The 12,898-nt window shown below is 37.1% G+C and carries 11 protein-coding genes; 1 reads left to right on the top strand and 10 read right to left on the bottom strand.

The annotated features are described in order from the left end of the window. Positions 1 to 60: 60 nt before the first annotated feature. Both lysM and ES675_RS03855 read right to left on the bottom strand, forming a co-directional pair. On the bottom strand, positions 61 to 558 hold the full coding sequence (gene lysM, locus ES675_RS03860) for a peptidoglycan-binding protein LysM (protein ID WP_066247656.1): 498 nt from the start codon (positions 556 to 558) through the stop codon (positions 61 to 63). A 166-nt stretch (positions 559 to 724) separates the two neighbouring features. Then, positions 725 to 1,672, bottom strand: coding sequence for a nicotinic acid mononucleotide adenyltransferase (locus ES675_RS03855; RefSeq protein WP_066247392.1), 948 nt, complete (start codon positions 1,670 to 1,672; stop codon positions 725 to 727). A 223-nt stretch (positions 1,673 to 1,895) separates the two neighbouring features. Between ES675_RS03855 and ES675_RS03850 the strand changes: the two genes are divergently transcribed. Next, a complete protein-coding gene (locus tag ES675_RS03850) occupies positions 1,896 to 2,897 on the top strand; it encodes an NAD(P)H-dependent glycerol-3-phosphate dehydrogenase (RefSeq protein ID WP_066247390.1) in 1,002 nt (333 codons plus the stop codon). 19 nt (positions 2,898 to 2,916) lie between these two features. On the opposite strand, the gene ES675_RS03845 is transcribed toward ES675_RS03850, so the two are convergent. The 8 genes from ES675_RS03845 to ES675_RS03810 all read right to left on the bottom strand — a co-directional run bounded on the left by ES675_RS03845 (position 2,917) and on the right by ES675_RS03810 (position 12,897). Then, positions 2,917 to 3,201 carry a hypothetical protein gene (locus ES675_RS03845; RefSeq protein ID WP_066247384.1) on the bottom strand — a complete coding sequence of 95 codons (285 nt, stop codon included), beginning with the start codon at positions 3,199 to 3,201 and terminating at the stop codon, positions 2,917 to 2,919. Between the two features lie 29 nt (positions 3,202 to 3,230). Continuing rightward, entirely contained in the window at positions 3,231 to 3,995 is a 765-nt protein-coding gene (locus ES675_RS03840) for a CDP-alcohol phosphatidyltransferase family protein (RefSeq protein ID WP_066247381.1), read from the bottom strand. 190 nt (positions 3,996 to 4,185) lie between these two features. Beyond that, the gene (locus ES675_RS03835) at positions 4,186 to 4,905 is read right to left on the bottom strand and encodes a 3-ketoacyl-ACP reductase (protein ID WP_066247373.1); all 720 of its coding nucleotides are present in this window, start codon (positions 4,903 to 4,905) and stop codon (positions 4,186 to 4,188) included. Positions 4,906 to 5,014: 109 nt separating this feature from the next. Beyond that, positions 5,015 to 7,000, bottom strand: a complete 1,986-nt coding sequence (locus ES675_RS03830) for a monovalent cation:proton antiporter family protein (RefSeq protein WP_066247370.1) — start codon at positions 6,998 to 7,000, stop codon at positions 5,015 to 5,017. Positions 7,001 to 7,242: 242 nt separating this feature from the next. Further along, entirely contained in the window at positions 7,243 to 7,638 is a 396-nt protein-coding gene (locus tag ES675_RS03825) for a hypothetical protein (protein ID WP_066247367.1), read from the bottom strand. A gap of 79 nt (positions 7,639 to 7,717) precedes the next feature. Next, positions 7,718 to 8,311, bottom strand: coding sequence for a TetR/AcrR family transcriptional regulator (locus ES675_RS03820; protein WP_066247363.1), 594 nt, complete (start codon positions 8,309 to 8,311; stop codon positions 7,718 to 7,720). Positions 8,312 to 8,329: 18 nt separating this feature from the next. Then, positions 8,330 to 9,748 carry an efflux transporter outer membrane subunit gene (locus ES675_RS03815; protein WP_066247360.1) on the bottom strand — a complete coding sequence of 473 codons (1,419 nt, stop codon included), beginning with the start codon at positions 9,746 to 9,748 and terminating at the stop codon, positions 8,330 to 8,332. 5 nt (positions 9,749 to 9,753) lie between these two features. Continuing rightward, a complete protein-coding gene (locus ES675_RS03810) occupies positions 9,754 to 12,897 on the bottom strand; it encodes an efflux RND transporter permease subunit (RefSeq protein ID WP_066247355.1) in 3,144 nt (1,047 codons plus the stop codon). Between the last annotated feature and the right edge of the window lies 1 nt (position 12,898).

The following is a 12,898-nucleotide window of genomic DNA, read 5'->3' as shown; positions in this document are numbered from 1 at the left end:
TCACAAAATAAAAAAGCCAACTCATGAAGTTGGCTTTTCTAATTTTATAAATTCCTTGACTTAATCTAAAGCAGGAATACGTAATACTTGTCCTGGATAAATTTTATCAGGATCCGTTAACATGGGCTTATTGGCATCAAAAATAACTGGGTATTTCATAGCATTTCCGTAGAATTTCTTCGCTATTTTCCCTAAAGTATCTCCACTTACAACCGTATGAAATTGTGCTTCTGGTTCTTTGTGTTCAACCGTCATTTGGTCATCTACTACTGCAATACCGTTAGAGTTTCCTACGACTAATATAATTTTTTCGCGTGTAGCTTGATCATAAGCCATTCCGCTAATGGTTGCTGTATCACCATCAATTTTTACTTTTAAGTTTTTAGCTTCCAGTTTTAAATCGGAAACCGTTTCTTCCATTCGGCTTGCTGCTGCCGATTCACGTTCTAGTTTAGCTGCTGCTGCATCTGCTTTTACTTCGGCTGCTTCTTCTGCATCTGTTTTTCCGATACCAAATACTTTAGCGCCTGCATTTTTAATAAATGAAAATAATCCCATAATTGTTTTCTTGTTTTTTAATGTTAATAGTTGATTTCTTGACGTCATAATTTACAAAAATAATGCTTGTTACACTTGCTTATTTTGAGTTTTTTAACACAAAAAAGAACCGCCTTTTGATTTCTCATCAGGCAGTTCCCTCAAATTTATAGACTAATTAAATATTTTATATTTTTTCACGAATTGGTTCACGTGGATTATCTTGTTTTTCAGCTTTAAACTTTCGCTTTTTAAGCTGATCCGTTTGTTTGCCTTCAGCATTTTTCAAAAACTGAATATACCCACGACCTGTAAATTCATAAACTGTTCCGGATGTTGGCTGATACAATTCTATTTTCGCATCATTTAAAACGCGGAGTTCAAAAAACTCATTAGCAAAATAATCATAATCCAATGTCAGCGTTTTTAAATATCTATTTCCCGATATGTTTCCAACATTATAAAGTCCGGTGTAATCCCAAAAAATATTATTCGGATTGTACACATTTACATCTTGCGAGCTTCTAAATTCGGAGTCATTTCCACCAGCTAAAAACTGTAAATAGTTTTCATAATCAAATTCGTTTGGTGCTCCTGTAGGACTGGTATATGTTTTTTTCCAAGCTTCATATTCCTGTAAGAAATAATGAATATTATCATAAAACACGTAGTCATAATCAAAATTGCTACGTTGGTAACCATCTAAAAAGTAGGATGTATCGTTATTCGGGTTGTACAATTCAATCGTATTACTATCTATTTGGTACACATCAAAGGTTTGGTAACCATCAATGACGTGGTAGACATCCAAAATATTAGTATATGCATCATAGGTTCCTGTTTGAATACCAAATCCGTTCCCTTGATCGCCAAATCCTACCAAGTTATTATTAGCAAATAAATTACCATTTCTAAAGGATATGGTAAACGCAATTTGTAAAAATGGCGTTTCGTTATAACCAATAGTTTCATTAATATCCACATACCATAGCTCATAACGATTCAATAACTGATTTAAAGACATGGAAGGCTCTGGTCCTGGATTGTAATTATCCACAATAATTTCATCGGTATAACACGAGGTAAAAAGCGTTGCTGAAATTGCAAATGCGAAAAGTAGTTTTATCGTTTTCATGTGTTCGTTTTTTATTGATGTTTTATTGACACATGCTGTTCGCTATTAATCATTCGTTTGAGTAATAAAAGCGTTTGGCATGCTCGTTTTATAAGTCCATCATTTTAAAGTTATTATTACTAGGATTTCAAAACACGTGCCAAAATGAAAAAAGCATGGACTTTACATATCGATAAAGCGTAATATTTTATGTATTTTTGAAATACTAAAGACCATACAAATTATGAGTAAACCTTTAAAATACGCTGTTTTCGGTTCTGGAAGTTGGGCCACAGCTATTGTAAAAATGCTTTCTGAAAATTTAGATGAAGTGGGATGGTATATGCGTAGTGTTTACACCAAGGAGCATTTACTAAAAGAACAACACAATCCGAGTTATTTAAGTTCGGTTGAGTTTAAAGTGGAGCAATTAAAATTAAGCAATGACATTAATGAAATGGCTGAATATGCCGATGTTTTAATCTTTGCCATTCCCTCTGCTTTTATGTATAGCGAATTAGAAAAATTAACGGCTGATGTTTCACAGAAAACCATTGTTTCTGCAGTAAAAGGTATCATTCCAGAATCCAGTTTATTGGTTGGTGAGCATTTTCATGATATTTATAAAATACCCTTTGAAAACATAGCGGTTATTGCAGGACCTTGTCACGCGGAAGAAGTGGCTTTAGAGCGTTTATCATACCTCACCATTTCGTGTGCTGATCCAGAAAAAGCGACAGAAATTGCCAATGCATTAGCTAGCGATTATATAAAAACAAAAATTAGTGACGATATTATTGGTACGGAATATGCCGTCATGCTGAAAAATATTTATGCCATTGCAGCCGGAATTGCCCATGGCTTGGGCTATGGTGATAATTTTCAGAGTGTGCTAATGAGTAATGCCATTCGGGAAATGAAGCGTTTTATTAAGAAAATGCATAAGATGAAACGAAACATTAATAACTCGGCTTATTTAGGCGATTTATTAGTAACCGGTTATTCGGTGTTTTCTAGAAATCGGATGTTTGGGAATATGATTGGGAAAGGTTACACGGTAAAATCAGCGCAAATGGAAATGAATATGGTGGCTGAAGGCTATTATGCCACAAAAAGCGCGCATTTACTCAACGAAAAAAATAAAAGTAAAACGAAAACACCTATTATAGATGCGGTTTATGCCGTTTTATATGAAGGAAAAGAACCAAAAGCGGTATTCAAAAAATTGACAGATAAACTAGATTAAAAGAAAGGCCTAACAGAAGTTAGGCTTTTTTATATATAAAATACGCGAGTGCAATAACGACAGTTACAATAATTACAGCACCTATAAGCCGTTCCTTTCTCTTATCGGCTTCCAGTTTTTTACGAATATCCTCTTTAACCGTTTCCATTTCAGCATCTGATAATTCTGGAAAACTATATTCCGTTTTAGCATCTAAACTTTTGTAAGCCTGACTACCATCATCAAAGGTTTTTCGCCGTTTAGCGTCACGAGACTTTTTACGTTCTAACGCTGCTTTGAAATGTGATAAACTACCGTGAGCCATTTTTTAAATTTTAACTGGTAATATAATCATTAATAGAAAAACTTCCGGATACCAATAAAAACAAAAACCATAACAGTATATCCTAAAAAGAAAGGCAAAATAAACGCTTTTAAGCCTAATACCAACATGATGGAAATAACAAGTAATTGAAACCCTAAACCAAAGGTAGAAATACTCGTCATTAAAAAATTAGGCATGGTTTTACCTTGATCTGCTTGACGATCTAATGCATAAATGGTCTTATCAAAAACACCATAAAACAGTTTATACAAGCCAAAAAGAATATCCACATGTTTCTGCTTTTCGCCATGCAATGCAACGGGAGTTTCATCTTCAAACACGCGACTCGTGGTATCACCATCAAATTTATTTCTTAAAATAACATAGTAGTAATTGTACAACGTGCCTTGTAATTGCAAGCCTAAAAATGCCAATAGACAGATCCAAATATTGGTGGTACTAACCGACCAAATCGCCACAAAGATTAAGGCATTTAAAAAAATATCGGCAACCGAATCTAAATAACGACCTGTATAGGAAGGTTTTTGTTTTACACGTGCCAATTCGCCATCAGCAGCATCTAGAATAGACTTAAAAATTAAAAAGAATGCAGCCAACCAATAATACCCTTGGGTAATACAGTAAATCCCAATAAGCCCAGATATAATGAAACCAATTGTAACATGAATAGGCGTAAATGCGGTGTGTTGTAAAGCGTTTGCAATAACGCGTGCTAGTGGTCTTCCATAATCTGAAAGATCCAGAAATTTATGCGCTTTTGGTAATTTGGACATCTAATAACATAGAAAAAACTCTTCTGCGGAATATACCATTGAATGCTGCAAAGATACCACTAAAACCTAAATGCGTACCAGTCCTTTTAAAAAAGCGTGTTGTTTCTACTTATTTTCTATTCGTGCTTGACATTATGCTTCATGCGTTTAATGCTGATGTTTGATTATACCTGACGGATTTGTATATTACTTACGGATTTGTGGACCATAAAGCAGCACTTTTAAGCATGGCTCTTCTGGGTAGTTTTAAACCAGCAACTAGTAATTCTGCAAAATCTTCAGGCTGTAAAACACGTTCTTCAGAATCTTTGTTTGCAATTCCTAATCCTATAGACATATCAGAAACTATGGTGCTTGGCGTAACGGTACAAACGCGAATGTTGTTTTTACGCACTTCTTTCATTAAGGATTCAGACATGCCAATAACGGCAAATTTGGATGCTGAATAGGCAGAAGTGCTAGCATTTCCACTCAATCCAGCTGTAGATGAAACATTAATAATATCACCTTCATTTTGATTTATTAAATACGGTAAAACTTCTTTCGTTACGTAATACATTCCCATGACGTTCGTTTGAATTATTTGCGCCCACTGATCAACTTTCATGTCATTCAAGGTTCCAAAGGCTGCAATACCAGCATTATTTACTAAAATATCCACCGAACCTAATTCATTGATAATAGTTTTAATCCCATTTTTAACAGATTCATAATCACTGACATCAAATACGGAATAAATAGCCTTTACGCCCAATGCCTCTAGTTCTAAAACGGTTTCTTTTAAAACAGCTTCATTTCTACCTGTTATGGCAATATCAATTCCTTCATTGGCAAATGCCAGAGCCGTTGCTTTTCCAAGCCCTCTTCCGCCACCCGTAATAATGGCTTTTTTATTTTTTAATTTTGTCATATTAGTTTTTAAAATTGGTGATGTATTTAAATATTACCAAAAATGTTATACGGTTAGTCACATGCAAATTAACGAGAACATTATAAATCAATACTTCGCAGGAGCCCGTTTATTTAATCATTTTATGAAACTGCTCAATTTTACTCTGATTTCCTTGAATGTACAACACATCGCCTTGGATCATAATTTCATCTGGTTGAATGCTTTCTAGCATATTATTTTTGCGTTTGATACCCAAAACATTAATACCATATTTGGCTCTTAAATTCAATTCACTTAATGGTTTCCCGATAAATTTATTACTATCAGAACTCATCCGTAAACAGGTAATATTAAAATCGGCTAATTCCTTGTTCGGCCTATAGGTTTTTGGGCGTTTTAATTCGCCTTTGAATAGTTGGTAGTTATCAGCTCTAATATTTTCAACCAGATGCTCAATATCATCTTCTGGTACCAGGAAATTTTGAAGTACGTGGGTAAATATTTGCACGGATGTTTCAAACTCTTCCGGAATAACCTCATCGGCACCTAATGCGAATAATTCAGACGTTTGCTTAACATATCGCGTTCTAACCACCAGATACAATGAATCCGAATGGGACCGAATACTTTTAATAATGTTTTGGGTAGCCACATGATTTGAAATGGCTATTACGGCTACTCTAGCATAAGAAAGTCTGACCGTTTCCAGAATATGATCTTCCGTGGCATCTGCAAAAATAATAGGAACACCCTTTTGTTTTTCACGCTTTACTTTTTCGGCATCTATTTCAATAACCACATACGGAATATTGTTAGCTGCTGCGGCTTTTGCCAAGTTGCTACCATTAACACCATAACCAATAATAACCAAATGGTTTTCTAAATCCTGATTGTCCAATTCTTCGTAATCAATTTCCGGATCTGTCGTGCCATTCAATCCTAATTTTTTGCTGACACCTATAAGCTTGTCCGCAATTGTGCCCGAAAAAATAATAACAAACGGCGTTAAAATCATGGAGAGGATAGAAACGGATAGAAAATATTGGTTCGTTTCCGTTGTTAACAACCCGTATTCAATGCCTACTTTGGAAAGTATAAAAGCAAATTCACCCACTTGAAAAAGCGATAAACCTGTTAATATTACCGTTTTAGCAGGGTATTTCAGAATGGCCACGGCGCCTGCTGTAATGGCTGATTTAAGAATCAAAACCGTCACTAATAACAGGAGAATAATAGGTATATTATTTAAGAAAAAGTTTAAATCCAATAGCATCCCCACGGACACGAAAAAGAAACTTGTAAAAAGCTCACGAAACGGTAAAATAATACTGGTAGCTTGATGGCTATATTCAGACTCTGAAACAATAAGACCTGCTAAAAAGGCTCCTAGTGCTAATGATAATCCGGCTTCCGAGGTTAGGAATGCCACCGCAAAGCAAATGGTAATGGTCACTAACAAAAACAGTTCCTTACTATTGGTTTTTGCCACAGCATGCATTAACCTAGGAACAATATAGCGCGCGCTGACATAGGTAATAACCACTACAATACCCGATTTTAACAAGAGCGATAAAATACTTACACCTATGTTGGAGGATTCTCCTGCTATCATTGGTGTAACAAGCATCATAGGCACGACAATAATATCCTGAAAAATTAAAATGGCCAAGGCATTTCTGGCATGAGGTGCTGATATTTCATGCCTATCTTGCAAGGTTTTTAAAACAATGGCTGTACTGGATAGAGAGAACAGGAAACCGACAAATACAGCTTCATTCCAAGAAAATCCTAATAGGTAATAAATAAGGGCTGATACGGCTACGGTAATTCCTACTTGGAAAAATCCGCCTATAAAAACCGTTTTTTTGATGGAGACTAATTGCTTGATGGAAAGTTCCATTCCTATAACAAACAGTAATAAAATAACGCCAATTTCAGAAAGTGTTTCTACTTGTTCAACGGCCTCAATAAGACTTAATCCATAGGGTCCAATAACGACTCCTGTTAACAGAAAACCAATTATAGAAGGAAGTTTGAGTTTTTGTAGACCAAAAACAATAGCTACCGAAAAAACTAAAAGAATTAAAATGTCCTGTAATAATGGTAAATGCATGAGTTTTACTTGGTTTTTTTGATGGTTATTTCAAGGTTTTAGTTATTCTCCTTGGTCACAAAACTGAATTTTCTATGGTCAAAGCTAATACAAAAAGGTAGTGAATCAATACGTTTTTTTTACCGGAAGTAAATATTTATTCACAGTACTTCAGTTTATACCTTCTTAAGAAGAACCCACAACATAAATACAGGGCTGTTTTTAAACGGCTATTGTTAATAAAAAAATTCTTATCCGAATTACTATTTTACCAAAACACCTTTAGCTTCCATTAATGGAATGGTTTGCAAGGCTTTTAAATTAATGGTATTTTTTCGGAAGAGATAGGTTTTATCAAACATGGTATTACCTTCAAAAAACGTGACTTGAAACTGATTGTTCAATGCAAATAAGTCTTCCTGCATGAGTTCAATTTTCGCATAGCTTTTGGCTGGAAGTTTATCCAGCTTTTTTCTGAATATTGACGTCGCTTTATCTTGAGAATAGCCACTGGTAACAATAATTACCATTTCCAAATCCACCGCCTTATCGTTTATAATATACGCGTTCCAATCTTGAGTTTTATAGATGTCGTTATATTCATTTACAATCGCCACATAAACACCATCTACTTTTGGAATTATAATATCTTTTTTCATAAGCTACGTATTCCCTTGTGGAACGATTAAATTAATGATGTTTGTATTACTAAACCTTTATGTATGCAAAAATAAAAAACTATTCAAAAAAAGCGTTAGAATAACCAGAAACTGTAATGCCACGCAGATTATAAATAATCAGGTGGTTTAAAACGGTAGATAAACTGTAGGTTTTAAATAAATTATCGTCCTTAAAGGCCACATTATCTACGCGCAACATGTATAATTTGGCAACCAAAGCTACATCTACCCGTGGTTTAATTATTTGCTGTTGTTGAGCCTTTACTAATAGGGTGTATATAATGGTATTGACTAACCGATCTGAAAATGCTGTAAAAACCCCATCGGCTTTGGGATAGTATTTTTTAATACCAAATAAAAACGCGGGCTTGAAGTGTTTTAAATATTCAAACCCACGTTTATAAATGGTAATTATTTTTTCAATGGCATCTAAATCTTCACGCTCTTGAATAGCCTCAATCTCCTCCACGTAGTTATCTAATAAGTAGCTTAAACTTTCAGCTACCAAGGCTTCTTTACCATTAAAATACTGGTAAATTGTTTTTTTTGAAATGCCTAATTCCAAAGCCAGATCATCTAATGTAAACCGTTTGCTACCAAACTTGGTGAAGTTGGTAATGGAGCACAAAAGTATGTCTTGCTTATTTATCATAACATGGTGGTCCTTCCGTTATTTCCAACCACCACCTAGTGCTTTGTAAAATCTAACAACCGATAGCAATTGTTCTAACTTATTATCAATGGTATTCAATTCTGCTACCAACACACTTTGTCTAGCCGTTAATAAATCTAAATAGTTAGCATACCCATTATCTAATAAGGTTTCTGAATTAGATTCTGCACGACGCAAGGCTTCCACTTCATTTTCACGGAATTCGAACTTATCTTCTTCTGCCTTATAGCTATACAAGGCATCGGATACTTCTTGTCCTGCCACCAACAGAGTTTGCTTAAAGTTTAATAAGGCTTGCTCTTGTTGCGCTTGAGATACTTCGAATTGCGTTCTAACTTTACGCTGATTAAAAATAGGCTGTGCTAACCCACCTACTAAATTTGCGAAAAGTGAACTGGTATCAAACCAATTCTGAAACTCCAAACTTTGAAATCCACCCGATGCACTTAAGGTTAAGGACGGATAAAAGTTAGCTTTGGCAACATTAGTCATTTCAAAAGCTTGAATGAAATCATTTTCAGCGGCAATTACATCTGGCCTGTTGCGCAATAAAATGTAAGGCACACCAAGTTTCATTTCGGTTGTAATTTCCTGTTCGCTTAAGGTGCTTCGTTGGTACGTTTGCGGTTGTTTTGCCAACAAAATACTTAACGCATTTTCCGTTCTAAAAATTTGACGCTCAATCTCAATTTGAAGTACGCGCGCATTGTTGTATTGCGCCACGTTTTGGTCTACGGCCACTTGGGTTACTTGTCCAGCTTCTTTTAAAGACTCAATTGCCGTAACCGTTTTTCTACGAGTTTCAATGGTTTCTTTGGTAATTTCCAGTTGGGCATCCAAAGCAACTAATGTATAATACGTAGTAGCAATACTTTCAATTAGTCTTGTTTTTACAGCTTGATGCGCTGCAATACTTTTTAAATAACCAGCATGAAACGCACGTTTATTACTGCGGATTTTCCCCCAGATATCGGCTTCCCAAGATAAATTAGCTACGGCTTCATACTGATCAATAGAACCATTAGTAAATGCCCCAAACTGACTATTATCAGACAATTTCTGATGTGCCACCGATGCGCCAGCACTTAAGGTTGGCAAGTAACCCGCGTTTCCTTGTTTCATATAAGCTTCACCAGCAATAATTTGTTGAATAGCAATACGAATATCAATGTTATTCTGTAAACCTTCTTCAATATATTGCGTTAAAAACGGGTCTGTAAATACCTCTTTCCAAGATACATCTGCCATGGACATACTGTCTGTTGGTAGTTCATCTGTACGGAATAAATTTTCCGTTTCGTCTTCTAAATCAGGACGTTCGTAATCTTTAGAAACCAAACAGCTTTGCATGGTTACGGCTACCACAGCTATAACCGCCACTCTAGAAATCCATCTTTTATTTATACTTCTTTTCATCCTTATTATTCTTTTATTTCTTCATTAACAACAACTGGAGCACCCGTTATTTTTTCTTGCAACCATTGGAAGAAAATAAATAAAATCGGAATAATAAAAACTCCAAAAATGGTTCCAATTAACAAACCACCCACAGCCCCGGTACCAATGGACCTGTTGCCCGATGCACCAATCCCGCCGGCAAAGACCAACGGCATCAACCCAAAAATAAAGGCAAATGAGGTCATCAAAATAGGCCGTAGTCGGACCTTTGCCGCTTCAAAAGCGGACTCCACCAAATTCATTCCGGCCTTTCGACGCTGGATAGCGAATTCCACAATAAGAATGGCGTTTTTGGCGAGCAGTCCCAGCAGCATAATGAGCGCAATTTGAAAATACACATTATTTTCAAGACCCATTAATTTTGTGGAAACATAAGCCCCCATTACCCCAACGGGAAGCGAAAAGAGTACGGAAAGCGGTAGAAGGAAGCTTTCATACTGACCAGCAAGAATGAAATACACAAACACGATGCACAACATAAAGATGAAAAGGGTTTGGTTTCCCGCCGAAATTTCCTCACGGGTAAGCCCCGAGAAAGCAATATCATAATTTGCTGGCAACGAACCGGTGCCTACTTCCTGCACGGCTTTAATGGCATCTCCCGAAGAATATCCCGGAGCGGCAGCACCGCTTATACTTGCAGAATTAAAGAGGTTAAACCGATTCACTGATTGAGGTCCATACACCCTTTTTAGGCTAACGAATTCAGTAATGGGTGCCATTTTTCCTTGGCCATTCCTTACAAACATCGAATTAAGATCTCCCGCAATAGCTCTGTCTTCGGGCATCGCTTGAACATATACCCTGTATTGTTTTCCGAAACGAGCAAAATCCGCAGCATAAACACTTCCTATATAACCTTGTAAAGTTGAGAAGATACTGCTGATGGAAACGCCAGCTTCTTTGGCTTTGGGCACGTTTAAATCAATTTCATATTGCGGGTAATTTGTGTTGAAAGAACTCTGTGCATATAAAATTTCGGGCCGGGCGGAAAGTTCCCTTAAATAATTTTGGGTGGCATCATCCAGGGCGGTAAACTCGCCGCCAAATCTATCCAATACCTGCATTTCGAAGCCAGAAGAAATTCCAAATCCGGGAACGCTGGGTGGGGCAAAGAACAACATATTGGCATCTGGGATTTGTGCGGCAGTTTGAAACAGTTGCCCAGTAATTGCGTCGGCGGACATGGCATCATCGCCTCTTTCATCGAATGGGCTTAATTTTACAAAACCTAGGGCGAAATTGCTTCCTGCGCCACCAATGAAACTAAACCCGTTAATCATGGAAACATCGCTAACGCCAGGAATATCCTTGACCTTATTGGCAAGACCTTTGGTAACTTCTATCGTTCGTTCTAAAGAAGCCCCGGGCGGAAGTTCAACGTTCACGAATACAATTCCCCTGTCCTCATTTGGCACAAACCCGGTAGGGGTGGTGGACGAAGCCCAAAGTATCCCAACTATGGAAACCAGGATAACAACCCCGGTTATCCATTTATGTTTGTACAAAAACCCGAGGGACCGGACATATTTTTTGGTGGTGACATCAAAAGCGACATTGAAGGTGGTGAAGAACCTTTTTATAAATCCTTTTTTCTTACCTGCTTTTTCATGATGAGGTTTCAGAAGCAAAGCACAAAGTGCAGGACTTAACGTTAGTGCATTTACAGCAGAAATGGCGATGGCAACCATTAAGGTAACGCCAAATTGTTCATAGAAAACACCCGTAGGGCCTTCAATAAAAGTTACAGGAATAAACACTGCAGCCATTACCAAAGTAATCGAAATAATAGCCCCTGTTATTTCTTCCATAGCATTGTGCGTGGCTTTGTTGGCGTTTTCGGCGCCCTCTTCCAGCTTGGCGTGGACGGCTTCGACCACTACAATGGCGTCGTCCACCACAATCCCGATGGCTAGCACCAAAGCAAACAACGTAAGGAGGTTTATAGAATATCCGAATAAATTAAGAAAGAAAAAAGTACCAATAATGGAAACCGGAACAGCAATAGCCGGGATCAACGTGGATCTAAAATCCTGAAGAAAAATAAATACTACGATAAAAACCAGAATAAACGCTTCCAACAGAGTTATCAAAACTTTGTTGATAGAAGCTTCCAAAAATTCATTGGTATCAAAATTAACCATCGTTTTTAATCCCGTAGGAAAATTACCTTCAAGCTCAGCCATCTTTACATGGATATTCTCAATAATTTCCTGGGCATTGGAACCTGGTGTTTGATATATTGCCATACTTACCCCCGGAAACCCATTGGTATAGGACTGAACAGTATATCCTTCTGCATCAAGTTTAATGTCAGCAACATCTTTTAGGCGTAAAAACTGACCGTTGTCCAATGCTGTTATAATAATATCTCCATATTCTGCTTCGGTGGTATAGCGTCCGCCATATTTTATGACATATTCAAAAGACTCGGCATTGTTTTGACCCAATGCACCGGCTGCGGCTTCCAAACTTTGTTCATTAATGGAGGCAATTACGTCGGTTGGAATAAGGTTGTATGCCGCCAGTTTTTCCGGCTGTAACCAAATTCGCATGGCATAATTTTTTGATCCAAACACACTGGCATCGCCCACGCCATTGATTCTTTTTATTTCGGGGATAACATTAATGTTCAGATAATTCTGAATATAGGTAGCGTCATAATCTTCATTTTCCGACAACACGGTTAAAAACATCAACGCACTGGTTTGTTGTTTTTGTGTGGTAACCCCGGATTGTGTTACTTCTCTTGGAAGCAATGGGGTGGCTCGTGCCACGCGGTTTTGCACGTTTACAGAAGCAATATCTGGATCAACGCCCTGTTCAAAAAACACTTGGATACTTGCGCTTCCATTATTGCTGGCCGTTGAAGTTATGTACGTCATTCCTTCAACCCCATTTATCTGTTCTTCAATGGGGATTATGACACTTTCGAGAACAGTTTCGGCATTTGCCCCGGGATAATTAGCCGAAACCTGAACGGTGGGCGGCGCAATGTCCGGATATTGGGTAACGGGCAATGCGGTAATTCCCAATACCCCCAATATTAATATAACAATGGAAACAACTGAAGCCAATACAGGCCTGTCTATAAATTTCTTTAACATG

It is taken from the genome of Algorimicrobium algoritergicola (assembly GCF_008086165.1).
GTDB classification, from domain to species: domain Bacteria; phylum Bacteroidota; class Bacteroidia; order Flavobacteriales; family Flavobacteriaceae; genus Algorimicrobium; species Algorimicrobium algoritergicola.
The sequence above is the reverse complement of the archived record's forward strand: the minus strand, read 5'-3'. Positions and strand labels throughout refer to the sequence as shown.